Source organism: Roseixanthobacter liquoris (genome assembly GCF_043195135.2).
Lineage (GTDB): Bacteria > Pseudomonadota > Alphaproteobacteria > Rhizobiales > Xanthobacteraceae > NCEH01.
The window spans coordinates 4,347,794-4,373,323 of record NZ_CM195537.1; the positions used below are offsets into that span (position 1 = coordinate 4,347,794).

A 25,530-nucleotide genomic window follows, 5' to 3' on the forward strand; every position below is an offset into this window, starting at 1 on the left:
CTTGCCGCCTCTGTCCGCCTCCTCTAAGACGCGGCTTTCCGCACAAGAACAACAGGCGCATTTCCCCATGTCCACGCAGAGCAACAAGCCGAAGGCCCGGCTGCCGCGCGGCTTCGTCGACCGCCACGGCGCCGAGCTGACCGCGACCCGCGCCATGCTGGACAAGATCCGCGCCGTCTATGAGCTGTACGGCTTCGACGCGCTGGAAACCCCGGCGATCGAATATACCGACGCGCTCGGCAAGTTCCTGCCGGACCAGGACCGGCCGAACGAGGGCGTGTTCTCGTTCCAGGACGATGACGAGCAGTGGCTCTCCCTGCGCTACGACCTCACCGCCCCGCTCGCGCGCCACGTGGCTGAGCATTTCGACGCCTTGCCGAAGCCCTTCCGCTCCTATCGCGCGGGCTTCGTGTTCCGCAACGAGAAGCCCGGTCCCGGGCGGTTCCGCCAGTTCATGCAGTTCGATGCCGATACGGTGGGCGCCCCCTCGGTCTCAGCGGACGCGGAAATCTGCATGATGGCCGCCGACACACTGGAAGCGGTAGGCATCGCGCGCGGCGATTACGTCATCAAGGTGAACAATCGCAAGGTGTTGGACGGCGTTCTGGAGGCCATCGGCCTCGGCGGCGATGAGAATGCCGGGCGCCGGCTCACGGTGCTGCGGGCCATCGACAAGCTGGACAAGATCGGCGTCGACGGCGTGCGCGACCTGCTCGGCGCGGGCCGCTGGGAAAACCCTGAGGCCAAGAGCGGCGACTTCACCAAGGGCGCGGGGCTGGATCGGGAAGCAATCGATCAAGTTCTGGCTCTCGCGATCGTTCAAGAAGGCAATGTCACCCTGCTTGCAGACGTGACGTCCGTTCCCCCTTCCGAGCGCGAAAAGCTAGGTAAGGTCGAAAAATTCGTCCCCGCTGGGGAGGAGGGATCGCCGAATTATCATGTCGAATCAAACAAGGTCGTCATCGACGGCCTGATGGACCATTTCGGCGACAACCCCACCTCCCGGGAGGGGATTGAAGAACTCAAATTGATCGCGGAGTTGGCGGAAGCTGCCGGTTACGGACGCGACCGCATCCGCATCGACCCCTCCGTCGTGCGCGGCCTCGAATATTACACCGGCCCGGTCTACGAGGCCGAGCTGACCTTCCAGGTGAAGGACGAGAACGGCCGCCCGGTGCGGTTCGGCTCGGTGGCGGGCGGCGGGCGCTATGATGGCTTGGTGGCGCGCTTTCGGGGCGAGGCGGTGCCGGCCACCGGCTTTTCCATCGGCGTCTCGCGCCTGCTCCATGCGCTGGCCCATCTCGGCAAGATGGATGCGGAGCCGGAAATCGGCCCCGTGGTGGTGCTGGTGATGGACAAGCAGCCCGAGCGCATCGCCGATTACATGAAGATGGTCTCGGACCTGCGGGCCAACGGCATCCGCGCGGAAATGTATCTCGGCGGCGGCGGCATGAAGGCGCAGATGAAATATGCCGACAAGCGCGGCGCGCCGGCGGTGATCATCCAGGGCTCCAACGAGAAGGACGCCGGCGAGGTGCAGGTGAAGGATCTGGTGGAAGGCGCGAAGATCGCCGCCGGCATCGCCGACAATGCGGAATATCGCGCCGCCCGCCCGGCCCAGTTCGCGGTGAAGGAAGCGGAATTGGTGGAGGCCATTCGCGGCGTGCTCGAACGCCGCGCGGCGCCGAGCCTCGGGCTCGCGGACTAAGGAGCACGTTCTCCAAAAAAAGCCAGCCTCATCCCCTCTCCCGCTTGCGGGGGAGGGCTGGGGAGGGGGCAGACCGGGGAGGGTTAGGAGGGGGCAGACGGGCGTTCGGCAGGGCGTTCGCGCGGCGGGTGGACGATACCGGCAGCAGGACAGCGCGGCGCGCCGCTTCCCCCTCCCCAGCCCTCCCCCGCAAGCGGGAGAGGGAGCGCAAAGGCGGCCTGATCCTTCCGCCAAAACCCTTCGGGGAGCGCACTTTCTCCTGTTATATCTTGGGCTTGACCGTAGTGCGCCAGCGCGGTGCCGGCAAAATTCTTCATGGACGTGTGCGCTGCAACAGCTACACTCGGCGGCGTTTTGGTGTATGCCGTGGCCGATCCGGGGACCCTTTGCGGAGGGTGGATCGCATGGTGTTTTTAGGGGATGTTCGATGACGCAGCCGCAGCGACCGGGCCACGAAGTGGACCCCAAGCTTCTGGAAATCCTGGTCTGCCCGCTCACCAAGGCGCCGCTCTCCTATGATCGCGCGCGCCAGGAACTGGTCTCGCGCGCGGCCAAGCTCGCCTTCCCGATCCGCGACGGCATTCCGATCATGCTGGCCGACGAAGCCCGTCGCCTGACCGAAACCGAACTCAACGGCTGACCCTGCGTGATCAGCCGGCGCGCGCTTCTCGCGGCAGGCGCCTGCGGCCTGCTGCTCACCGGATCCCGGCGCCTCGGGGCGGCTCCCGTCTTCGAGGTGGAGGAGCAGCCCTGGGCGCTCGGCGGCCTCAGCGGCACCTTGGCGCTCGCCCGCGACGGCCGCGCCGCCGGCCCGGCGGTGCTGCTTCTGCCCGGTTCCGGTCCGCTGGACCGCGACGGCAACGGCCCCTCCATCGCGACCGACCTCTATCGCCAGTTGGCGCTCGGCCTCGCCGGAGCCGGCTACAAGGTGTTGCGCTACGACAAGCGCGGCGTGGGCGGCAGCCGCGCCCTGGTGGCGCGCGAAGAGGATCTGCGCTTCGACCAATATGTGGACGATGCCGTCGGCGCCCTCACCGCCCTCGGAGCGCGGAGGGATGTCTCCAGCCTGATCGTGATCGGCCATAGCGAGGGCGCGAGCGTTGCGACGCGCAGCGCCGGGCGGGTGCCGGTCTCGGGCCTGGTGCTGCTGGCCGGCGCCGGGCGGCCGCTGGCCGATATCCTGCGCGACCAGTTCGTGGCCATGAACCTCACCGACTCCATGCTGGACACGGCGCTGACCATCCTGCGCACGGTGGCGGCCGGCGGGCGGGTGTTCGAGGTGCCCCCCGCGCTGCGCATGGCCTTCCGCCCCTCGGTGCAGCCGTTCCTCGCTTCGGAATGCGCGGTGGACCCGGCGGGCGACCTCGCCCATGTCCGCGCCCCGACCTTGCTGGTCCAGGGCCTGCGTGATCTTCAGGTGGGCGGGCAGGACCTCGCGGCCCTGCGGCGCGGCCGGCCGGATGCGGAGGTGGTGACGCTGGCCGAGGCGAACCACATGTTCAAGGTGGCGCCGGACGACCGCGCGGCGAATTTCGCCCTTTACAGGAACCGCGCCGCCCCCCTTCACCCCGGCGTGCTGCCGGCGCTGGTGCGTTTCATCGAGACCCAAGCCTGAGGCTGCGCCTCGGGCGGAGGCGGATCAGCCTGAGGCGTAGGCTCAGGCGGAGGCGGGATCAGCCTGAGGCGCAGGCTCAGGCGGAAGGGTGCAACGCCCATGCCGCATCCCTGTAACCTTCACCCCCGAGCCCCCTCACCCCCGAGCCCCCCTTGCCGCTGCGTCCCCTCCCTCCTTGCGGGGGAGGGCCAGGGAGGGGGGTGCCGCGCCGCCCAACCGGCGATCGGGTGTTCGCGGCATCAGACCCCCCTCCCCACCCCTCCCCCTCAAGGGGGGAGGGAGAAGAGCCCTCACGAAGAGCCGACGGGTGCCCGAGGCGCAGCGTCCGTCTCGCGTTCCGACCACACGCAGCGGCGGCGCAACGCCCTCGCCGCATCCCTCCAACCTTCGCCCCCGAGCCTCCCTTGCCGTATCCCCTCCCCCCTTGCGGGGGAGGGTTAGGGTGGGGGGTATCGCGCCGCCCGTCCGGCGATGGGGTGTTCGCGGCATCAGACCCCCCTCCCCCGCAAGGGGGGAGGGAGAAGACCTCTCATGAAGCGCCGACGGGTGCCCGAGGCGCAGCATCCGACTTCGCGCGTCATGGCCGGCCCCGTCCCGGCCCTCGCCGCTCCCCTCCAACCTTCGCCCCCGAGCCTCCCTTGCCGCATCTCCTCCCCCCTTGCGGGGGAGGGCCAGGGAGGGGGGTATCGCGCCGGCTGACCGGCGAGGGAGTGTTCGCGGCATCAGCCCCCCTCCCCACCCCTCCCCCACAAGGGGGGAGGGAGAAGAGCCCTCACGAGGAGCCGACGGGTGCCTGAGGCGCAGCGTCCGTCTCGCGTTCCGACCACACGCAGCGGCGGTGCAACGCCCTCGCCGCGCCCCTCCAACCTTCGCCCCCAAGCCTCCCTTGCCACGTCCCCTCCCCCTTGCGGGGGAGGGCCGGGGAGGGGGGTATCGCGCCGGCTGACCGGCGACGAAGTGTTCGCGGCATCAGCCCCCCTCCCCACCCCTCCCCCACAAGGGGGGAGGGAGAAGAGCCCTCACGAAGAGCCGACGGTTGCCCGAGGCGCAGCGTCGGTCTCGCATTCCGACCACACGCAGCGGCGGTGAACGCCCTCGCCGCTCCCCTCCAACCCTCACCCCCGAGCCTCCCTTGCCGCGTCCCCTCCCCCCTTGCGGGGGAGGGCCGGGGAGGGGGGTATCGCGCCGCCCAACCGGCAACGGGGTGTTCGCGGCATCAGACCCCCCTCCCCACCCCTCCCCCGCAAGGGGGGAGGGAGAAGACCTCTCACTAAGAGCCGACGGGTGCCTGAGGCGCAGCGTCTGTCTCGCGTTCCGACCACACGCAGCGGCGGTGCAACGCCCTCGCCGCGCCCCTCCAACCTTCGCCCCAAGCCCCCCTTGCCGCCGCGTCCCCTCCCCCCTTGCGGGGGAGGGTTAGGGTGGGGGGTATCGCGCAGCCCAACCGGCGAGGGAGTGTTCGCGGCATCAGACCCCCCTCCCCACCCCTCCCCCACAAGGGGGGAGGGAGAAGACCTCTCATGAAGAGCCGACGGGTGCCTGAGCAGCGCATCCGTCTTCGCGCATTATGGCCGGGCCTGTCCCGTCCCTCCACGCCGCTGCGACCGCGCGGTCCCGAAAGGCTGGCACCAGCGATGCCGCGTGGATGCATAGGTCGCGCCCGTGCATGACGCTGCTCCCGGTCAAGACGCCAGCCGAGGAAACGCGATCTCAGGGCCACGGAACCGATGGGTTCACGCCCTCAGGATTCATGTGCGAGATCTCACGCGAAATCGCGGTGTCATCAGCGGAGGAGCCGCGAGAAACCCGCTTCACACCGTGTTCGTCTTCGCTAAGCCATTGTTTCACGTGAAACATTTTTGGCGCCCGCCGCTTGAGGCCGCCCCGCGGGCCGCGATTCGTCCCACCCGCGCCCCTCCCCGAGGCGGGGCGCCCGGTTGGCGCTACAGCGCCACCCCGCGCATGAGCTTGGGCACCGCGCCGGTCAGCCCCGCCGCATCCTTGATGAACAGGCCCTTGAGGCGCGGCAGGCGAGCCACCAGGCCGAGGCCGACATCGCGCATCAGCCGCAGGGCGTCGGAATGGTTGGAGAACAATTTGTTCAGCCCGTCGGTGGCCACCCCCATGGCCAGCGTGTCGAAGCGGCGCCAGCGCTGATAGCGCTCCAGCACCTGGGGGGAAGCGTAATCGAGCCCGACGCGGGCCGCGTCCGTGATCGCCTCGGCCAGGGCGGCGACATCGCGCAGGCCCATGTTGAGGCCCTGTCCGGCGATGGGATGGATGAGATGGGCGGCGTCCCCCACCAGGGCGAACCGCTCGCCGATGAAGCTGCGCGCCATGGCGAAGCCGAGGGGATGCACGCTCGGCTTGGTCACCGGCTTCACCGCGCCGAGCGACAGGCCGAAGCGCTGCTCCAGCTCCTCCTGGAAGCGGAACGCGGGCAGGTCCACGAGGCGCTGGGCCTCCGCCGTCCGCTCCGTCCACACCACGGAAGAGCGGTTGCCCGGCAGCGGTAGCGTGGCGAACGGGCCACCGGGCAGGAAATGTTCCTCCGCCCGTCCCTCGTGCGGGCGCTCATGCTCCACCGTGAAGGTGATGGCCGATTGCCCATAGGCCCAGGACACGGTCTGGATGCCGGCCATCTCCCGCAGGCGCGAGCGGGCGCCGTCGCAGGCCACTAGGAGCGGCGCGCGCAAGGTCTGGTCGGCGCCGTAGGACACGGTCACGCCGCCGCGGTCGGTGGAGAAATCGCGCACCGGCTCGGCGATCAGCGTCACGCCGGCGGCCTGGGCGGCCTCGGTAAGGGCCTGTTGAAGCACGGCATTCGGCACCATGTAGGCGAACGCCTCGCCGGCCTCGACCTCGCCGTCGAAGGTGAGGAAGACCGGCCGGGCGACGTCGCGGGTGCGGCTGTCGGTCACCACCATGGTGCGCATGGGCTCGGCGGCCTGCGCCACCTTGTCCCAGACGCCGAGCACGGTCAGCAGCCGGCGCGCCCCGGCGGCGATGGCGGAGGCGCGCGGATCGCCCCAGGTGCCGCGCGCAAAGGCCGGGTCCAGCACCGCGATGGCGGCGTCGCGCCCGAGCCCGTCCTTGAGCGCGAGCGCAAGGCTGAGCCCGGCGAGCCCCGCCCCCGCGATCACCACATCGGCGCGGCCTGTGGCGGGCGTGTGGGTGTGGGCGCTGGCGGTCATGATCTTCTCTCCGATAGGCCCGCGGGCCATGGCATGGCGCGGGCCAGGGGCGGCCGAAAATGCGGCCCGGCGGCACGGGACCGCAGGGCAGCGTGGCCTTGACGGGCGCCACGGCGCGTGGCTCGCTCGCCCGAACCTGCCCCGCAACCTGCAAGGTCGAGCCCCGCCATGAACGATGTCGAAGCCCTTCTGAACATTCTCGACCTTGAACCCCTGGAGATCAATCTGTTCCGGGGTCGCAGCGGGAGCCCGGGCGGCGGGCGGGTGTTCGGCGGGCAGGTGGTGGCGCAGGCTCTCGTGGCCGCGCAGCGCACCGTGGAACTGGACCGCATCACCCATTCGCTGCACGGCTATTTCCTGCTGGGCGGCGATCCCTCGGTGCCGATCATCTATGAGGTGGACCGCATCCGCGACGGCCGCTCCTTCACCACCCGCACGGTGAAGGCGATCCAGCACGGCAAGGCCATCTTCTCCATGTCGGCCTCGTTCCAGCGCCTTGAGCCGGGGCTGGAGCACCAGATTGCCATGCCGCAGGTGCCCCAGCCGGAGCAGCTGCCCTCCGACGAAGTGTGGCGCGAGAAGCTGTTGAAGCGCTTCCCCGCGGCCTCCAAGCGCGACTGGATGGCGCTACGCCCGCTGGAGGTGAAGCCGACGAGCCTCGATCCCTCGTTCCTCTCGGGCAATATCAACACCTCCCGGCCGAGCATCTGGGTGCGCACGCGCGGCCCCTTGCCGGACGATCTGCGCACGCAGCAGGCGGTGCTTGCCTATGCATCGGACTTGTCGCTGCTCCAGGCCGCGCTGGTGCCGCATCGCAAGAGCGTGTTCGACCCGGACATCCAGGTCGCGAGCCTCGACCACGCGCTCTGGTTCCACCAGCCGTTCCGTGCCGACGAATGGCTGCTTTACGTTCAGGAAAGCCCGGCCGCGGGGGGCGCGCGGGGATTTTGCCGGGGCGAATTGTTTACCCGCGACGGAAAACTGGTCGCTTCCGCGGCACAGGAGGGTTTGATGCGCCCGGTCGCCCCAAGGTGACGCCGAATTGAGCGATCTGATTATTTTTTAGGCTAAAATTTCGGCAACGTTGCGGCAACCGCATGACGAAGAGTCTCGTGGCGAGAAAATAAGCACGCCGTAAACGAGGCTTTACGCATTTGGCACGGTCCTTGATTCCCTCTTCGCAGGCTTGGGTGCTGCAGCGTGGATTTTCCCCGTCACGCGCGGCCCGGCCCGGAAGAACGCGCCCTCCGCTTTGCGGTGCGAGGGCATCACGGGGACAGGGACAGGGATCGATCCATGAAGATCGTGATGGCCATCATTAAGCCGTTCAAGCTCGAAGAGGTGCGCGACGCCCTGACCGGCATCGGCGTTCACGGCCTGACCGTGACCGAGGTCAAGGGTTACGGCCGCCAGAAGGGGCACACGGAAATCTATCGCGGCGCCGAATATGCCGTGAGCTTTCTCCCCAAGCTGAAGATCGAGGTGGCGGTCGCCTCCGATCAGGTCGCGAAGGTGGTCGAAGCCATCACCGCTGCCGCCAAGACGGGCCAAATCGGCGACGGGAAGATCTTCGTCTTCCAGATCGATCAGGCGGTTCGCATCCGCACCGGCGAGACCGACACCGACGCCCTCTGAGCAATCCTCATTCACGGAGCCATATTCCATGACGTTCAAGACCTGGTCCCGCGTGGGACTGCCAACCCTTCTCGCAGCGGCGGCCCTTGCCATGCCCGTGCTTGCGCAGACAGCCACGCCGGCGGCCGACGCCGCGGCGGCGGTGGCCGCGGCGCCGACCATCAATAAGGGCGACACGGCCTGGATGCTGGTCTCCGCCATGGTCGTGCTGATGATGTCGGTCCCCGGCCTCGCCCTGTTCTACGGCGGCCTCGTGCGCGGCAAGAACATGCTCTCGGTGCTGATGCAGGTGTTCTACACCGTCTGCATCGTCGGCCTGATCTGGGTCCTGTACGGCTATTCCATGGCCTTCACCGGCGGCTCCGATTTCGTCGGCGGCTTCTCCAAGGCCTTCATGAAGGGCATCACGACGGATTCCGCCGGCGCCACCTTCACGGTCGGCGTGGCCATTCCCGAACTGGTGTTCGTCGCCTTCCAGATGACCTTCGCCATGATCACCCCGGCGCTGATCTTCGGTGCGTTCGCGGAACGCGTGAAGTTCTCGGCGATCGTGCTGTTCGTGCCGCTCTGGGTCACGTTCATCTACTTCCCGATCGCCCACATGGTTTGGTACTGGGCCGGCCCGGACGCGGTGGACGCGGCGGCCAAGGCGCTGAAGGCGGCGGCTGACGGCCCGGCCAAGCAGGCCGCGCAGGACGCCCTCGACGCGGTCCTCGCGGACGCCGGCTACATCTACAAGATCGGCGCCATCGACTTCGCGGGCGGCACCGTGGTGCACATCAACGCCGGTATCGCCGCCTTCGTGGGCTGCCTCATCGTCGGCAAGCGCACGGGCTTCGGCAAGGAAGCCTTCTCCCCCCACTCCCTGACGCTCACCATGGTCGGCGCCTCCCTCCTGTGGGTCGGCTGGTTCGGCTTCAACGCCGGCTCCAACCTGGAAGCCAACGGCCTCACCGCTCTGGCCATGATGAACACCTTCATCGCCACCTGCGCGGCCGCGATCTCCTGGATGATCATCGAGTGGCTCGCCAAGGGTAAGCCCTCCATGCTCGGCGTCGTCTCCGGCGCGGTTGCCGGCCTCGTGGCCGTCACCCCGATGGCGGGCTTCGCCGGCATCATGGGCTCGCTGGTTTCGGGCCTCATCGTCGGCGTGCTGTGCTTCTTCTTCTGCACCACCGTGAAGAACGCCTTCGGCTACGATGACTCGCTCGACGTGTTCGGCGTGCACTGCATCGGCGGCATCTTCGGCGCCATCGCGACCGGCATCGTCGTGAGCCCCGCCCTCGGCGGCACGGGCATCTTCGACTACACCACCGGCGCGGTTGCCGAATACGTCATGGGCGCCCAGGTCCTGGCGCAGGTGAAGGCGGTGCTCATCACCCTCGTGTGGTCGGGCGTCGGCTCCGCGATCCTCTTCTTCATCATCAAGGCCGTGGTCGGACTGCGCGCCCCGGTGGAGAAGGAGCGCGAGGGTCTCGACATCACCGAGCACGGCGAGCGCGCCTACCACAGCTGAGCCTGAGGGGCGGCGGCATCGCCGCCCCGCTTCCTCCGGTCGCCGGTCGGCGGCCGGATCCTTCCGACACCCGGCGGCGCGCCGCCGCATTACGATCCAGGGGCAGGCCCGCCGAAACCAGAACAAGCGGGCCGGCCGCGACCAGAATAAAAAGAGGGGAAGATGAAGCCTCGGCCACAACGGCCGGGGCTTCATCGCTTTTCGCAGGCCGCGCGGCGGCCCTGCGCATGGCGGACCCGGCGCCCGCGGCGCCGCGTCCGCTCGCCATCCGGGCTTTTCCCGCGCGAAGACGCCTGCTAGAAGCCCTGCATGGCACAAGCACCGTCACATCAGGGCGCGCGCCGCCCGGCCCGGGCGCGAATTACCAGCCCGGCACCCCGCCAGCGCGCCTGAGCGCGCGGGGTCAACCGGGACACGCCCCTTCGCCGCGACCGCCCCGCCCCTGCGCCGGGGTGCGCCACACGATGTCACGATCTGCCGCCAAGATCCCTTTCGAGCCCGATCCCATGACCGAGAAGACGCCGTCCGACGCCGTGGACTATTCCGCGACCCTGTTCCTGCCGCAGACCGACTTCCCCATGCGGGGCGGGCTGCCGAAGAAGGAGCCGGAGCTGCTGGAGCGCTGGGCCCGCATCGGCCTGCGCGAACGGCTGCGCGAAGAGGGGCGCGGCCGCCCGCGCTTCGTGCTGCACGACGGCCCACCCTATGCCAATGGCAACATCCATATCGGCCACGCGCTCAACAAGATCCTGAAGGACGTGGTGACGCGCTCCCAGCAGATGCTGGGCTTCGATTCCAATTACGTGCCGGGCTGGGATTGCCACGGCCTGCCGATCGAATGGAAGATCGAGGAAGAGAATTACCGCAAGAAGGGCAAGGCCAAGCCGGACTTCTCCGACAGCGCCGCCATGATCGCCTTCCGCCAGGAATGCCGGGCCTATGCCGAGCATTGGCTGAACGAGCAGCGCACCGAATTCAAGCGCCTGGGCGTCGAGGGCGACTGGGACCATCCCTATACCACCATGAGCTTTCTCGGCGAGGCGCAGATCGCCCGCGAGATCATCAAGTTCGCGGAAAACGGTCTGCTCTATCGCGGCTCCAAGCCGGTGATGTGGTCGGTGGTGGAGAAGACCGCGCTCGCCGAGGCGGAAGTGGAATATCACGACCACCAGTCGGATACGGTGTGGGTGAAATTTCCGGTGCAGCGTGTTGTTCGCCATGGACCAGGAATCTCAGAACCGACGGTCAATGCCGCGAATAGCCTCGCCGGCGCCTCTGTCGTCATCTGGACCACCACCCCGTGGACCATGCCCGGCAACCGGGCGATCTCCTTCTCGAAGCGCATCTCCTACGGCTTGTATGAGGTCACAGAGGCGCCGGCCGAGAATTGGTCGAAGGCGGGCAACAAGCTGATCCTCGCCGACAAACTGGCCGATGAGGTGTTCAAGGCCGCCCGCGTCACCAGCTTCGCGCGGCTCGGCGACGTGCCGGCGGACGTGCTGGCGAACCTCGTTACCGCCCACCCGCTCGCCTCGCTCGGCTATTCCTTCAAAGTGCCCCTGCTCGAAGGCGACCATGTCACCGACGATGCGGGCACGGGCTTCGTCCACACCGCCCCCGGCCACGGCCGCGAGGATTTCGAGATCTGGACCCAGCATCGCCGCTGGCTGGAGGAGCGCGGCATCAATCCCGCCATCCCCTATACGGTGGACGAGGACAGCTTCTATACCGACCAGGCGCCGGGCTTTGCCGGCAAGCGCGTCATCACCGAAAAGGGCGAGAAGGGCGATGCCAACCAGGCGGTCATCGACGCTTTGGTGGCGGCCGGCAAGCTGCTCGCGCGCGGCCGGCTGAAGCACCAATATCCCCATTCCTGGCGCTCCAAGAAGCCGGTGATCTTCCGCAACACGCCGCAATGGTTCATCGCCATGGACCAGGACATCCGCACTGCGGACGGCACGGCGGCACCACGTCCGGCAACCCTCCCCGGCAACGCGCCCGATACCTTGCGCGCCCGTGCGCTCGCCGGCATCAAGACCGTGGATTGGGTGCCGGCGGCGGGTGAAAACCGCATCACCGGCATGATCGCCAGCCGGCCCGACTGGGTGGTCTCGCGCCAGCGCGCCTGGGGCGTGCCCATCGCCGTGTTCGTGAAGGAAGTGGGCGACGGCTCGGTGGAGATCCTCAAGGATGCCGCCGTGAACGCCCGCATCGCCGCCGCCTTCGCGGAGGAAGGCGCCGATGCCTGGTACAAGGACGGCGCCCGCGAGCGCTTCCTCGGCGATCGCGCGTCCGAAGGCTGGGCCAAGGTGGACGATATCCTGGACGTGTGGTTCGACTCGGGCTCCACCCACGCCTTCACCCTGGAAGTGCGGCCCGACCTGAAGGCGAACCGCCCGCCCGACGGCCCGGACCGGGTGATGTATCTGGAAGGGTCCGACCAGCATCGCGGCTGGTTCCATTCCTCGCTGCTGGAAAGCTGCGGCACCCGCGGCCGCCCGCCCTATGACGCAGTGCTCACCCACGGCTTCGTGCTGGATGAGAACGGGCACAAGATGTCCAAGTCGCTCGGCAATGTGGTCTCGCCCCAGGACGTGATCAAGGCGTCCGGTGCCGACATCCTGCGCCTGTGGGTGTGCGCCTCCGATTATGCCGACGATCTGAAAATCGGCCCCGAAATCCTGAAGACGACCGCCGACACGTACCGCAAGCTGCGCAATACCGTGCGCTGGCTGCTGGGATCGCTGCATCATTACCGTGCCGCCGAGCGGGTCGCCTTCGCCGACATGCCGCCCCTGGAGCGGCTAATCCTGCATCGCCTGCAGGAGCTGGACGGGCAGATCCGCGCCGCCTACGTGGCCTATGATTACAAAAAGGTCCACGCCTTGCTGACGTCCTTCATGACCAGCGAGCTGTCGGCCTTCTATTTCGACGTGCGCAAGGACGCGCTTTATTGCGATCCCTTGTCCTCGGTCACGCGCCGCGCCTGCCTGACCGTGCTGGACGAGGTGTTCGAACGCATCGTCACCTGGCTCGCCCCCATCCTCCCCTTCACCTGCGAGGAGGCTTTTCTGGCGCGCACCGGCGATACGGAAGGCTCGGTGCATCTGCGCACCTTCCCGGAAACGCCGGCGGCATGGAAGAATGAGGCGCTCGCGGAAACCTGGCGGAAGATCCGCCTCGTGCGCCGGGTCGTGCTCGGCGCGCTGGAGGTGGAACGCACCGCCAAGCGCATCGGCTCCTCGCTCGAAGCCGCGCCGCAGGTGTTCGTGACCGATCCGGACCTTGCCGCCGCTCTCGAGGGCGTGGATCTGGCGGAAGTGTGCATCACCTCGGGCGCGCACCTCGTCCTGGCGGCGCCACCCGAAGGCGCCTTCATGCTCGATGAGGTCCCCGGCGTAGCTGTGGTGCCCGCCCTGGCACAGGGCCGCAAATGCGCGCGCTCCTGGAAGGTGCTGGAGGAGGTCGGCAGCGATCCCGAGTATCCCGATGTCACCTTGCGCGATGCCCGCGCCCTGCGCGAGCTGGCCGCGCGAGCCGCCGCCGAATGAGCCCCCCGCGCCACATCCGCCTCGGCGTCCTGGTGGCGCTGATCGTCCTGGTGCTCGACCAGGGCAGCAAGACGGCGGTGCTCGCCTGGTCCCAGAGCTGGCCCGAGGGGGTGCGGGAACTGACGCCGTTCCTCAATCTGGTGGTGCTGTGGAACAGCGGCATCAGCTACGGCCTGTTCCCCCAGGGCGAGACCGGCCGCTGGGTGCTGGTGGCGTTCAAGGTGATCGCCTCTCTGCTGTTCGCGGTCTGGCTGGCGCGCACGCCGCGCAAGCTGGAGGCCTTCTCTCTCGGCCTTTTGATCGGCGGCGCCATCGGCAATGCCGCGGACCGGGTGGTCTATGGCGCGGTGTTCGATTTCGTGTCGCTGCACGCGTTCGGCTTCAACTGGTACGTGTTCAACGTGGCGGATGTGGCGGTCGTTGTGGGCGTGATCGTGCTGCTTTATGATGCTTTCTTCGGACGCGCCTCAAAAATGCCGCCCTCAGACCCCAGCCGTATGGGCTGAATGTCCGAGAAGGGGCAGGCGCACGAGGGAAAGGCCCATGCGAATGACGGAAAATCGGCGAAACCCAGCTTTCATGCTGCGTGGCCTCCTGCTGGCCGCGCTGCCGTTCGCCGCCCTCTTCGCCGCTCCGAACCTCGCTGCCGCCCAGGAAAGCGATACCGGCGACTTCTTCAAGACCACGCTCGGCGGTTTCCTCGGCCTCAATGACGACGAGAAGCCGCAGATCCAATATCGCGAGCGCGCGCCGCTGGTGGTTCCCCCGCCCAGCGCCACCGCCACCTTGCCCACCCCGCGCGACGGCGGCGCGGCGGTCAATCCCAACTGGCCGAAGGATCCCGACGTCATTCGCGCGGCCAAGGCCAAGGCGGGGGACCAGACGCCGGTCGGCCTGACCGATTCAAGCCGCGTTCTGCTGCCCTCGCAATTGAACAACGCCAAGCACAAGCCGACGCAAAGCGTCGCCAATGGCGCGCCGGTCGGGGCCGAATCCAAGCGCGACGTGCTGCTGCCGAGCGAACTCGGCTTCAAGAACTGGTTCTCGCCCCAGGGCGGCGACAAGGACAAGCTCACCTTCAATGGCGAGCCCGAGCGGCAGGAGCTGACCGAGCCGCCGCCGGGCTACCAGACCCCTGCCCCCAACGCCCCCTATGGGGTGGTGGAGCAGAAGGCGGAACCCTTCAAGTTCCCGACGCTGTTCGATCGCCAGTGACCCTTTCGAGCCGCGGCTGTGCCGTCGCGGCACCGGACCACACGGCACGCCAATCCGCGTGAGGAAACGACCCCGCACGCGCGAAACGCCGCCGCACGCGCGCGGGAATGTGCGCGAAACACGCCCCGCCGCAGTGGCGACGCGCCGCGGGCTTCCTATTTTAAAGCGATGCGCCGTCACCCCTTCGCGCGGCCCATGCCTCAAAAGGGCAGAAACGAACAGATGAGACGCCTGGCAATGATCGCAATGGTCGCCGCGGGAACCGCCGCAGCAACGTTGAACGCCGCTTCCGCCGCAGGGCCGGACGTCACCCAATACCAGCTGGCCAACGGCCTGACGGTGATGGTGATTCCCGACCACCGCGCGCCCGTGGTCACCCATATGGTGTGGTACAAGGTCGGCTCGGCGGACGAGCAGGCGGGCAAATCCGGCATCGCCCATTTCCTTGAGCACCTGATGTTCAAGGGCACCGAGAAAGCCGGCCCCGGCAAATTCTCGGGCGAGGTGGCGCGCCTCGGCGGCCAGGAGAACGCCTTCACCTCCCAGGACTACACCGCCTATTACCAGCGCGTCGCCAAGGAGCACCTGGAAACGGTGATGACCTTCGAGGCCGACCGCATGACCGGGCTGAAGCTCTCCGACGCGGTGGTGCTGCCCGAGCGCGACGTGGTGCTCGAGGAGCGCCGCATGCGCACCGACAGCGACCCCGGCGCCCGCCTCTCCGAGGCGCTCCAGGCCGCGACCTATGTGAACCATCCCTACCAGCATCCCATCATTGGCTGGGAGCATGAGATCAAGCAGCTGAACCGCGAGGACGCGCTCGCCTTCTATCGCCGCTTCTATGCCCCGAACAATGCCGTGCTGGTGGTGGCCGGCGATGTGGAGCCGGAAGCCGTGCGTGCGCTGGCGGAAAAGACCTATGGCAAGGTCGCGCGCGCCGACACGCCGCCGCGCAACCGCCCGCAGGAACCCGAGCCGCAGGTCCATCGCCGGGTATCGCTGAGCGACCCCCGCGTCGCCCAGCCGAGCCTGCAGCGCAGCTATCTGGTGCCCTCCTATCGCACCGCCAAGCCCGGCGAGGCGGAGGCGCTGGACGTGCTGGCGCAGATCCTCGGCGGCGGGCAGACCGGCCGTCTCTATCGCGAGCTCGTGGTCGAGCAGGGCCTCGCGGCCGGTGCCGGCGCCTGGTATCAGAGCACGGCCTATGACGAGACCCGCTTCGGCATTTCCGCCTCGCCCCGCCCGGACGTCACGCTGGAAACCCTGGAACAGGCCATGGACGGCGTGATCGCCAAGATGGCGAAGGATGGGCCGGACGACGTCGAGCTGGCCCGCGCCAAGACCCGCCTGACGGCGGAAGCCATCTATGCCCGCGACAATCAGGCGACGCTCGCACGCATCTATGGCGCCGCCTGGGCTACCGGCATTTCCGTGGAGGACGTCAATCGCTGGCCGGACCTCATCAAGCGCGTGAGCGCGGCGGACGTGCAGGCCGCCGCCGCCCATTATCTGGTGCTGAAGCGCGCGGTGACCGGCTATCTGACGCCGCCCCCCGCGGCCGCGCCCGTGGCGCCGGAGAAGCGCTCGTGAGCGCATCTCCCGCCGCTTCCCTGTTTCGCGCTCGCATTCTTGTGTTGGTGATGATGGCTGTCTCCCTTGTTTCCGCGGTTCCCGCCCAGTCCCAGACCACGCGGATCACGCGCGTGGTCAGCCCCGGCGGCATCGAGGCGTGGCTGGTGCGCGACACCACTCTGCCGCTGCTCGCCATGGAGTTCGCCTTCCTCGGCGGCGCCGCGCAGGACCCGGCGGAACGCCCCGGCATCGCCAGCCTCGCGGCCTCGCTGCTCGACGAGGGCGCAGGCGAATATGACGCCGAGCGCTTCCACCAGGCGCTGGCGGACAAGGCCATCGAACTGCATTTCGACGCCGGGCGCGACGAAGTGCGCGGATCGGTGCGCACCCTTTCGGAAAATCGCGACACCGCCTTCGACATGCTGCGCCTGTCGGTGACGCAGCCGCGCTTCGACACCGAGGCGGTGGAACGCATCCGCACCGCCCAGCTCGCCTCGCTGCGCCGGCGCTCGACTGATCCCAATTCGCTCGCCAACGAGCGCTGGTTCGCGCTCGCCTTCCCGAACCATCCCTATGGCCGCCCGGTGGACGGCACGCTCGCGAGCGTTGCCGATATCACGCGCGAGGATCTGACCGGCTTCGCCAAGCGCACGCTCGCCCGCTCCAACCTGCGCGTGGCGGTGGTGGGCGACATCACGCCAGAGGAACTCGCCACCGAGCTGGACCGCGTGTTCGGCGCGCTTCCCGCCACGGCGCAGCTGACGCCGGTTGCCGATGTGAAGCCCCAGGGCCTCGGCAAGACCGACGTGATCCCGCTCGATGTCCCCCAGTCCGTGGTCATGATCGGTACCGACGGGCTGGAGCGGCAGGACCCGGATTTCATCCCCGCCTATGTGCTCAATCACATCCTCGGCGGCAGCGCGTTTTCCTCGCGCCTGTTCAAGGAAGTGCGCGAAGCGCGCGGGCTCGCCTACTCGGTCTATTCCTACCAGGTGGCGCTGGAGCATGTGGGCCTGTGGTTCGCCGGCACGGCCACCAAGAATGACCGCGCGGGTGAATCCATCAAGATCATCAACGAGGAATTCCAGCAGATCCTCGACAAGGGCCCGACCCAGGCGGAGCTGGACGAAGCCAAGAGCTACCTGACCGGAAGCTATGCGCTGCGCTTCGACACCTCCTCGAAGATCGCCGGGCAATTGCTCCAGATCCAGATCGACAAGCTCGGCATGGATTATATCGATCGCCGCAACGCGCTGATCGAGGCGGTGAGCCTGGAGGATCTGCGCCGTGTCTCGCAGCGCCTGGCGGGCGCGCGCAAGGCGCTGGTGGTGGTCGCCGGCCGTCCCGCGGGGGTGGTGGGGAACTGAGCGGCGCGCGCCGCCGGTAACCATAGAGTCAGATACCTCCCCAAGGACAGGCTCAAGGCGCAGGTCCCCCCTCCCCCTGCGCTTTAACCTTCTGTTATACATACGCGTCTTGCGGAGGTTTTTGGAGTTTCCTCATGCGTTTTGCTTTAGACGCTGCTCTGCCTATGCGTGTGTTGGCCGGGGCAGCCATGGCCATCACCCTTGCAGGGTGCGCGGGCAACTCGCAGGGAACGTTTGGCGCGCCCGGCGTGAATGTGGACCCGGCCGCGGCGGCGGGCGGGGTCGGCGCGGCCCAGCCCACCAATAATATGACCGTGGGCTCCGGCCCCGATGCGGTCGAGTTCGAATGCCCGCGCGTGGACGTGCGCTCCGGCGCCTCCGCCTGGCAGGTGCCCGCTCCCGGCGGCGGCCTGAAATACCAGGGTTCGCTCGGCCAGCTGGCCCGCGAGTGCAATATCGCCAACGGCGTGATGACGGTGAAGGTCGGCCTCGACGGGCGGGTCCTGCTCGGCGACAAGGGCACCCCCGGCGCGCTCAATGTGCCGATCCGCATCGCCGTGGTGCAGGAAGGCCCCTCGCCCAAGACCATCACCACCAAATTCTTCGTGGTGCCGCTGAACATCCCCCAGGGCGAAACCCAGACCACCTTCACGGTGGTCGAGGACACCATCTCGTTCCCGGTCACGACCCCGGCGGCGATGGAAAAATATGTGATCTACGTGGGCTTCGACCCCAAGGGCGAAACCCCGGCGCGGCCGCGGCCGGCCCGGCCCCGTCCCGCCGCGCCCGCTGCCGATGCCACGGCTCCGGCGGCGACGCCCGCTCCGGCGGCTGCCGCTCCCGCCGCTGCCAAGCCGGCGGCGAGCAAGCCCGCCGCGCCGGCGGCCGACCCGAACACCTTCGGCCCGGCGCCCACCTTCGGACCCGCCCCGGCGACCTTCGGCCCGGCGCCCGCGCAATGACGAAAAGCGCCGCATTGACCCTGCGGCGCGTTTGTCTATGGTGACGGCGGCCGTTCCTCGGAGCGGTCGCTCGGAAGATCCCTGCGGGAGAGACCGGCCCATCTCCGGATGATGGCCGGCGCCGAAGGCGCAACCGCCCCGGAACCGCTCAGGCAAAAGGACCGCAGGGGGACGACACTCTGGAAAGCAGCCGCGGCGTGACCCTCAGGGCTCATGCGGGTGGCTCACCGAAGGCGTAAGCCGTGCCCGTTCCACCGGGCGCGGTCAAATCTCTCAGGTTCCGGTGACAGAGGGGGCGCCGCTCGGGTCGAAAGACCCGATGATTTTGGCGCGCCCCCAGGAACCGGAATGTCACATCCCGAGACCGATCTCCCCCTTCTGAAAACGCCCTTGCACGGCGCCCATGCGGCGCTTGGCGCCCGCCTCGTGCCATTCGCCGGCTACGACATGCCGGTGCAATATCGCGACGGCATCCTCGCCGAGCACGGATGGACCCGCACCCATGCCGGCCTGTTCGACGTGTCCCACATGGGCCAGGCCAAGCTTGTCGGCCCGGACCACGCGACCACGGCCGCCGCGCTCGAAGCCCTGATTCCCGCCGACATCCTCAATCTCAAACCCGGCCGGCAGCGCTATTCCCAGCTCTTGGCGGACGACGGCGGCATCCTCGACGACCTCATGGTCACCCGCCCCGGCGCGCCGGAAGAGGACGGCACCTTGCTGCTGGTGGTGAATGCCGCCGGGAAGGAAGCCGACTACGCCCATATCGCCGCCCGGCTGCCAGCAGACGTGAGGCTGGAACGGCTGGACGATCGTGCCCTCCTCGCGCTCCAGGGTCCGCAGGCCGCCGCCGTGCTAGCGCGCCATGCCCCCGAAGGCGCGGCGCTGGACTTCATGGCCGCCGGCCCCGCGACCTTCGACGGCATTCCCGTCCATGTCTCCCGCTCCGGCTATACTGGCGAGGACGGGTTTGAAATCTCCATCCCCGAAGGCTCGGCCGTCACGGTCTGGAACACGCTGCTCGCCGAGCCGGAGGTGAAGCCCATCGGCCTCGGCGCGCGCGATTCGCTGCGGCTGGAGGCGGGCTTGTGCCTCTATGGGCACGACATCGACCCCACCACCTCTCCGGTCGAGGCCGCCTTGGTCTGGTCGATCCAGAAGCGGCGGCGCGAGGGCGGCGGCTTCCCGGGCGCCGGCCGCATCCAGCGCGAGCTGGCCGAAGGCCCGGCGCGCATGCGAATCGGCCTGCGCCTCGAAGGGCGGGCGCCGGCGCGCGAGGGCGCCGAGATCGCCAAGGATGGAACCGTGGTCGGCACGGTCACGTCGGGCGGCTTCGCCCCCACCCTCAACGCGCCCATCGCCATGGGCTATGTGCCGCCGGCGCTCGCCGCGCCGGGCACGGTCCTCGACATTCTCGTGCGCGGCAAGGCTTTGCCCGCAACCGTCGTCACATTCCCGTTCGTGGCCCAGCGCTACGTCCGTAAAGCCGAACAGAAGGGGGCCTGACCCATGAGCGACGTGCGCTACACCAAGGATCATGAATATGTCCGCATCGACGGCGATGTCGCCGTCATCGGCATTTCCGATTATGCCCAGAGCCAGCTCGGCGACGTGGTCTTCGTGGAGCTTCCGGAGGTCGGCAAGACCGTGAAGCAGGGGGCGGAAGCCGCCGTGGTCGAGAGCGTGAAGGCGGCGAGCGAGGTGTATGCCCCGGTCTCCGGCGAAGTGGTCGAAATCAACCCGGACCTGGAAGCGACGCCCGGCGCGGTCAACGAGGATGCCGAGGGCAAGGGCTGGTTCGTGAAGCTGAAGCTCTCGGATCCCGCCGAGCTGGACGGCCTCATGGATGCGGCCGCCTATGCCGCCTTCGTCGAAACGCTGAGCTGACACACGAACGAGCCGACCGCATGCGGGGCCGCCGGAAAGGGTGGTACCGCAGGTCGCCGAGGTAAACGCATCATGCGCTATCTGCCCCTCACCCCCGAAGACCGCATCGAAATGCTCGCGCGCATCGGCGCGCCGTCGGTGGACGCCCTGTTCGCCGATATTCCCGCCGACAAGATCCTCGCGGACCTTCCCGACCTGCCCCATCGCAAGGGCGAGATGGAGGTCGAGCGCGCGCTCTCCCGACTTGCCGCACGCAACGTGCCGGCGGGCTCGGTGCCGTTCTTCGTCGGCGCCGGCGCCTATCGCCACCATGTGCCGGCGAGCGTGGACCATCTGATCCAGCGCTCGGAATTCCTCACCTCTTACACGCCCTACCAGCCCGAGATCGCCCAGGGCACGCTGCAATATCTGTTCGAGTTCCAGACCCAGGTGGCGGAGCTCACCGGCATGGAGGTGGCCAACGCCTCCATGTACGACGGCTCCACCGCCGCCGCCGAGGCGGTGTTGATGGCGCACCGCGTCACCAAGCGCGGCAAGGCCGTGCTGGCGGGCAATCTGCATCCCCATTATGCGCAGACCATCGCCACGGTCTCCCACTATGCCGAAGTGCCGCTGCTGCGCCTTGCGCCGCAACCCACGGGGCCGGACGACGTGCTGGCCGCCATCGACGAGACCGTGTCCTGCGTGGTGGTGCAGAGCCCGGACGTGTTCGGCAATCTGGTGGATTTGAAACCCATCGCCGAAAAGGCCCATGCGGCCGGGGCGCTGCTGATCGCCGTGTTCACGGAAGCCGTTTCCCTCGGCCTCGTCGAGCCGCCGGGCGCGCAGGGGGCGGACATCGTGGTGGGGGAAGGCCAGTCCATCGGCAATCCCCTCACCTTCGGCGGGCCCTATGTGGGCCTGTTCGCCACCCGGGCGAAATTCGTGCGGCAGATGCCGGGCCGCCTCGCCGGCGAGACGGTGGATGCGGAAGGCCGGCGCGGCTTCGTGCTGACGCTGTCTACCCGCGAGCAGCACATCCGCCGCGAGAAGGCGACCTCCAACATCTGCACCAATTCGGGCCTGTGCGCGCTGGCCTTCACCATTCACCTGTCGCTGCTGGGCGAAGCGGGGCTGACGCGGCTCGCCCGCATCAATCACGCCGCCGCCTGCGATCTTGCGGACCGGCTCGCCGCCCTCGACGGCGTCGCGGTGCTGAACGAGAGCTTCTTCAACGAATTCACCATTCGCGTCGCGGGCAACGCCGCCGAGGTGATCGAGAAACTGGCGGCCAAGGGCATTCTCGGCGGCGTGCCTTATTCCCGGCTGGCGCCCGATGCGGGCCTTGACGATTTGATCCTGGTGGCCGCCACCGAAACATCCACGGACGAAGACCGCGCCTCCTATGCGGCCGCGCTGAAGGAGGTGCTGGCATGAACGCGCCCCTTACCGCCAGCGCCCTGCTCCCCCTCTCCCGCTTGCGGGGGAGGGTTGGGGAGGGGGCCCGTGACGCCAAGCCTCTCTTCAATATTTCGATGCCGGATCTTTTCCCCCTCCCTAGCCCTCCCCCGCAAGCGGGAGAGGGAACGGCCGTCTTCTTGCCGAAAGCCGCTCGCTCTTTCCTCTCCCAGGAGATCCGCTCATGAATCGCGAAGGACGCGGCGCGACGGCGCCCCAATCGGCGAGCGAACTCCGCCCCGCCACCTTCACCGGCAACCGGGCGCTGGACCTGGAAGAGGGCCTGCTGTTCGAGATCGGCCGGCAGGACGTCACCGGCGTCGATCTGGACGAGCCGGCCGGCTTCGCGCCGCGCCTCGGCGGGCTGGAGCGCAAGGCCCCGCTCGGCCTGCCCGGCCTGAGCGAACCGGAGGCCATGCGCCATTATGTGCGGCTCTCGCGCATGAACTACGGGATCGACAGCGGGCTGTTCCCGCTCGGCTCCTGCACCATGAAGCACAATCCCCGCCTCAACGAGCGCATGGCGCGCCTGGCCGGATTCGCCGATATCCATCCCCTGCAGCCGGTGTCCACCGTGCAGGGCGCCTTGGGCCTGATGGGCGAGCTTTCGCGCTATCTGCTCACCCTCACCGGCATGGATGCGGTGGCCCTCACTCCCAAGGCCGGCGCCCATGGGGAATTGTGCGGCATGATGGCCATCAAGGCCGCCCATGAAGCCAAGGGCCGCAAGCCCACCATCGTGCTGGTGCCGGAAAGCGCCCACGGCACCAATCCCGCCACCGCGGCCCTGCTCGGCTATCAGGTGAAATCCATTCCCGCCCGGGCCGACGGCACGGTGGACGTGGAGGAAGTGAAGAAGGCGCTCTCGGAAGACGTCGCCGCCATCATGCTCACCAATCCCAACACCTGCGGCCTGTTCGAGCCGGACGTGGTGGGAATCGCGGAAGCGGTGCATGCGGTGGGCGCCTATTTCTATGCCGACGGCGCGAATTTCAACGCGATCCTGGGGAAGGTGCGGGTCGGCGACCTCGGCGTCGACGCCATGCACATCAATCTGCACAAGACCTTCTCCACCCCCCACGGCGGCGGCGGGCCGGGCGCGGGGCCGGTGGTGCTGTCAAAGGCGCTTGCGCCGTTCGCCCCCGCCCCCGCGCTGGTCGCGGACGGCGAGGGTTTGCGCCTCGTGGAGCAACAGGGACAGGCCGGCGCGGAACAGGCGCTCGGCCGCATGAGCGCGTTCCATGGGCAGATGGGCATGTTCGTGCGGGCGCTGTCCTGGATGCTCTCCCACGGCGCCGACGGCATGCGGCAGGCGGCGGAGGACGCGGTGCTCTCCGCCAATTACATTCGCGCCAGCCTCCAGGACGTGATGAGCGCGCCCTTCGCCACGCGCCCGGCGATGCACGAGGCGCTGTTCGACGATGCCTGGCTGGAGGGCACCGGCCTCTCCACGCTCGATGTCGCCAAGGCGCTGATCGACGAAGGCTACCACCCCATGACGGTGTATTTTCCTTTGGTGGTGCACGGCGCCATGCTGATCGAGCCGACAGAGAGCGAATCCAAGGCCTCGCTGGATCTGTTCATCGCCACCCTGCGGGATCTGGCGCTGGCGGCGAAGGCGGGGGAAAAGGAGCGCTTCCTCGGCGCGCCCCATTATGCCCCGCGCCGCCGGCTGGACGAGACGCGGGCCGCCCGTGCTCCGGTTCTGCGCTGGGTGAAGCCCCAGGCGATCGCCGCCGCGGCGGAGTAAGCCCTTCTCCCGGCCGCATGCCCGCGGGTGACGCAGCCAGGCCAACGGAAAATATGCAAGCGGCCCGAAGCCGTCGTTCGCCCCGCGACGACGGCTTCGGCATTTTCAGGGCGCCCGCGCGTAGGGACTGCTGGCGAAGCCCGGCGGCGATGCCGAGGGGCGGACGGGGCAAATGCCAACGCCCGCGCGGCCGGCATGATGCCGTTAGGTAATCACACGAGTCTCTGCGTATATTACGTTACGTAATATAGACTTTGGAATCATGTCGTTCCAAATCGCGCCGCCAATTCGACGCCAATGCCTAGGTTGAAGGCGACGAATGCTGATTCCCTAGAGTTTCACCATTGACATACGCAAGATGTCGCCTCGCAATAGCGGGGGCTGGACAACCAGCACCTGAAGCAAAAAATAAAACGGCTCTAGGGAGCGATGTAATGTGGAATCAGGTCTATGACCCGTTCGGCAGTGCAGTGCTGTCGACTCTCGCTGCGGCGATCCCCGTCGTTACACTTCTGGTATTGATTGCCTCCGGCAAAGTATCCGCACACATTGCCGCAGTGCTCGCCCTTCTCGTGGCGCTTGCGATTTCCATTTTCGCCTTCACCATGCCGGCGGATCTTGCCATCCGCGCGACGCTCCTCGGCGTCGTCACCGGCTTTTTCCCCATCGGCTGGATCATTCTGAACGTCATTTTCCTTTATCGCCTCACGGTCGAGAAAGGGTGGTTCGAAATTCTCCAGCAATCCATCGGCGGCATCACGCAGGACCGGCGCCTGCAATTGCTGCTGATCGCCTTTGCCTTCGGCGCCTTCTTCGAGGGCGCGTCGGGCTTTGGCACCCCGGTCGCGGTCACGGGCGCGCTGCTGATCGGCCTCGGCTTTTCTCCGCTGGCCGCCTCGGGACTCTCGCTGATCGCCAATACCGCGCCGGTCGCCTATGGCGCGCTTGGAACGCCGATCCAGGGCCTGGCCTCCGTCACCGGGCTCGATCCCTATCTGCTCGGCGCCATGGTGGGGCGGCAACTGCCCTTCTTTTCCCTCATCGTGCCGTTCTGGCTCATCTGGGTATTCGCCGGGCGCAAGGGGATGTGGCAGATCTGGCCGGCGATCCTGGTCACCGGCGTCTCGTTCGCCGTGCCGCAATATCTCATCTCCAATTTCATCAATCCCTGGATCGTCGACATCGGCGCCTCCATCATCTCCATGGGGTGCCTCGTCGCCTTTCTGCAGGTGTGGCAGCCGAAGGAACTGTGGCTGTCGCCGAAGCTGCGCACCCACGACACCAGCGCCGATACCATGCCGCCCCCGCCGCCGCCGCGCCCGCAGGCGAGCCGCGCCGAAGTCATCTGGTCCTGGGTGCCGTGGTTCATCCTCTCCCTGGTGGTGGGGCTGTGGGGCACGGGCTGGTTCAAGGCCCTCGTCAATCCCATCTTCACCATCAACGTACCGGTCACCGGGCTGCACAACATGGTGCAGAAGGTCCCGCCGGTGGTCGCCAAGCCGGCGGCGGAAGGCGCGGTATTCGCCTTCACTTATCTCTCCTATACCGGCACCGGCATCCTGATCGCCGCGCTCATCGCCGCCGCCTTCATGAAGTTTTCGCCGGTGCGGATGGTGACGGCTTATGCCGAAACCATCTGGGTGGTGCGCAAGTCGCTGCTCACCATCGCCGCCATGCTCGCCATCGGCACCCTGACGCGCTATTCGGGCCTCGACGCGACCCTGGGCCTGGCCTTTGCCCATGCGGGCTTCCTCTATCCCTTCTTCGGCACCTTGCTCGGCTGGCTCGGCGTCGCGCTGACGGGATCGGATACCGCCTCCAACGTCCTGTTCGGCGGCTTGCAGAAGATCACCGCCGAGCAATTGGGCCTCAGCCCGATCCTGATGGGCGCCGCCAATTCCTCCGGCGGCGTCATGGGCAAGATGATCGACGCACAGTCCATCGTGGTGGCGTCCACGGCCACCAACTGGTTCGGCCACGAAGGCACGATCCTGCGGTTCGTGTTCTGGCACTCGATCGCGCTGGCCTGCCTCGTCGGCGGCTTCGTGATGCTGCAGGCCTATGTGTGGCCGTTCACCGCGATGGTCATCCACTGACACGACGGCGCCCGGCGGTCGCGCC

The 25,530-nt window shown here is 68.0% G+C and carries 18 protein-coding genes and 1 riboswitch; of the genes, 17 read left to right on the forward strand and 1 reads right to left on the reverse strand.

The genetic code is table 11. The annotated features are described in order from the left end of the window. The first annotated feature begins 67 nt into the window (after positions 1-67). The 3 genes from hisS to V5F84_RS19620 all read left to right on the forward strand — a co-directional run bounded on the left by hisS (position 68) and on the right by V5F84_RS19620 (position 3,323). Positions 68-1,708, forward strand: coding sequence for a histidine--tRNA ligase (gene hisS, locus V5F84_RS19610; protein ID WP_394042053.1), 1,641 nt, complete (start codon positions 68-70; stop codon positions 1,706-1,708). A 427-nt stretch (positions 1,709-2,135) separates the two neighbouring features. After that, positions 2,136-2,348 (forward strand): Trm112 family protein, encoded by a 213-nt coding sequence (locus tag V5F84_RS19615; RefSeq protein ID WP_394042052.1) that lies wholly within the window; start codon positions 2,136-2,138, stop codon positions 2,346-2,348. A gap of 6 nt (positions 2,349-2,354) precedes the next feature. Continuing rightward, positions 2,355-3,323: an alpha/beta fold hydrolase gene (locus V5F84_RS19620; protein ID WP_394042051.1), complete on the forward strand. Its 969-nt coding sequence runs from the start codon at positions 2,355-2,357 to the stop codon at positions 3,321-3,323. Positions 3,324-5,266: 1,943 nt separating this feature from the next. On the opposite strand, the gene V5F84_RS19625 is transcribed toward V5F84_RS19620, so the two are convergent. Beyond that, on the reverse strand, positions 5,267-6,517 hold the full coding sequence (locus V5F84_RS19625; protein WP_394042050.1) for a ubiquinone biosynthesis hydroxylase: 1,251 nt from the start codon (positions 6,515-6,517) through the stop codon (positions 5,267-5,269). Positions 6,518-6,685: 168 nt separating this feature from the next. Here V5F84_RS19625 and tesB point away from each other — a divergent pair, with 168 nt between their 5' ends. The 14 genes from tesB (at position 6,686) to V5F84_RS19695 (ending at position 25,505) form a co-directional block, all read left to right on the forward strand. Then, positions 6,686-7,552, forward strand: a complete 867-nt coding sequence (gene tesB / locus V5F84_RS19630; protein ID WP_394042049.1) for an acyl-CoA thioesterase II — start codon at positions 6,686-6,688, stop codon at positions 7,550-7,552. Between the two features lie 261 nt (positions 7,553-7,813). Continuing rightward, the gene (locus V5F84_RS19635; RefSeq protein ID WP_348844448.1) at positions 7,814-8,152 is read left to right on the forward strand and encodes a P-II family nitrogen regulator; all 339 of its coding nucleotides are present in this window, start codon (positions 7,814-7,816) and stop codon (positions 8,150-8,152) included. A gap of 28 nt (positions 8,153-8,180) precedes the next feature. After that, entirely contained in the window at positions 8,181-9,668 is a 1,488-nt protein-coding gene (locus V5F84_RS19640) for an ammonium transporter (protein WP_394042048.1), read from the forward strand. A 506-nt stretch (positions 9,669-10,174) separates the two neighbouring features. Continuing rightward, on the forward strand, positions 10,175-13,219 hold the full coding sequence (gene ileS / locus V5F84_RS19645) for an isoleucine--tRNA ligase (protein ID WP_394042047.1): 3,045 nt from the start codon (positions 10,175-10,177) through the stop codon (positions 13,217-13,219). Then, on the forward strand, positions 13,216-13,725 hold the full coding sequence (gene lspA / locus V5F84_RS19650; RefSeq protein WP_394042046.1) for a signal peptidase II: 510 nt from the start codon (positions 13,216-13,218) through the stop codon (positions 13,723-13,725). The genes ileS and lspA overlap by 4 nt, the downstream gene beginning before the upstream one ends. A gap of 73 nt (positions 13,726-13,798) precedes the next feature. Continuing rightward, complete coding sequence (locus V5F84_RS19655) at positions 13,799-14,434, forward strand: hypothetical protein (RefSeq protein ID WP_394042045.1); 636 nt, start codon at positions 13,799-13,801, stop codon at positions 14,432-14,434. A gap of 222 nt (positions 14,435-14,656) precedes the next feature. Then, positions 14,657-16,024, forward strand: a complete 1,368-nt coding sequence (locus tag V5F84_RS19660; protein WP_394042044.1) for a M16 family metallopeptidase — start codon at positions 14,657-14,659, stop codon at positions 16,022-16,024. Beyond that, positions 16,021-17,373 (forward strand): M16 family metallopeptidase, encoded by a 1,353-nt coding sequence (locus tag V5F84_RS19665; RefSeq protein ID WP_394042043.1) that lies wholly within the window; start codon positions 16,021-16,023, stop codon positions 17,371-17,373. Before V5F84_RS19660 ends, V5F84_RS19665 begins: the two co-directional genes overlap by 4 nt. A 188-nt stretch (positions 17,374-17,561) precedes the next feature. Then, positions 17,562-18,335 carry a hypothetical protein gene (locus V5F84_RS19670; RefSeq protein ID WP_394042042.1) on the forward strand — a complete coding sequence of 258 codons (774 nt, stop codon included), beginning with the start codon at positions 17,562-17,564 and terminating at the stop codon, positions 18,333-18,335. A 74-nt stretch (positions 18,336-18,409) separates the two neighbouring features. Continuing rightward, positions 18,410-18,509, forward strand: a riboswitch (glycine riboswitch). 174 nt (positions 18,510-18,683) lie between these two features. Beyond that, on the forward strand, positions 18,684-19,841 hold the full coding sequence (gene gcvT, locus V5F84_RS19675) for a glycine cleavage system aminomethyltransferase GcvT (RefSeq protein WP_394042041.1): 1,158 nt from the start codon (positions 18,684-18,686) through the stop codon (positions 19,839-19,841). A 3-nt stretch (positions 19,842-19,844) separates the two neighbouring features. After that, complete coding sequence (gene gcvH, locus V5F84_RS19680; RefSeq protein ID WP_394042040.1) at positions 19,845-20,222, forward strand: glycine cleavage system protein GcvH; 378 nt, start codon at positions 19,845-19,847, stop codon at positions 20,220-20,222. A 72-nt stretch (positions 20,223-20,294) separates the two neighbouring features. After that, entirely contained in the window at positions 20,295-21,638 is a 1,344-nt protein-coding gene (gcvPA, locus tag V5F84_RS19685) for an aminomethyl-transferring glycine dehydrogenase subunit GcvPA (protein WP_394042039.1), read from the forward strand. Positions 21,639-21,843: 205 nt separating this feature from the next. Beyond that, on the forward strand, positions 21,844-23,409 hold the full coding sequence (gene gcvPB, locus V5F84_RS19690) for an aminomethyl-transferring glycine dehydrogenase subunit GcvPB (protein ID WP_394042038.1): 1,566 nt from the start codon (positions 21,844-21,846) through the stop codon (positions 23,407-23,409). A 434-nt stretch (positions 23,410-23,843) separates the two neighbouring features. Then, positions 23,844-25,505, forward strand: coding sequence for an L-lactate permease (locus tag V5F84_RS19695; protein ID WP_394042036.1), 1,662 nt, complete (start codon positions 23,844-23,846; stop codon positions 25,503-25,505). Positions 25,506-25,530 lie beyond the last annotated feature (25 nt).